Genomic DNA, 299 nt, shown 5'->3' on the forward strand with positions numbered 1-299 from the left:
GGCCGAAAAGGCCGGCAACGCCTCACTGAAGCCGATGGGCAACACGACCAGGAAGGCGATCGCCATGGCCGTGCCGAGGCCGGCAATGCCTATTCGGGTCTGGGCCATGCGGTGGCCCAGCACGATGTAGCCGACGAACAGCGCGCCGTTGAGAAAGGCCCAGAACAGGCCGATCGGGTCGCTCGACCATTTGACATCGATGAGCAGCAAGGTGCCGGCGACGGCGATGGCGAGCGCCGCGAGATTGCGCCGGCTTCTGAGCCCGACGAGCGCGACGCCGATCGTGCCGACGAATTCGA

General features: G+C 66.2%; 1 pseudogene. It reads right to left on the reverse strand.

The window, feature by feature from the left end:
• Positions 1-299, reverse strand: a pseudogene (locus EN824_RS34485) (EamA family transporter); the annotation flags it as partial.

It is taken from the genome of Mesorhizobium sp. M8A.F.Ca.ET.181.01.1.1 (assembly GCF_004792025.1).
In the GTDB taxonomy this organism is placed as follows: Bacteria; Pseudomonadota; Alphaproteobacteria; order Rhizobiales; family Rhizobiaceae; genus Mesorhizobium.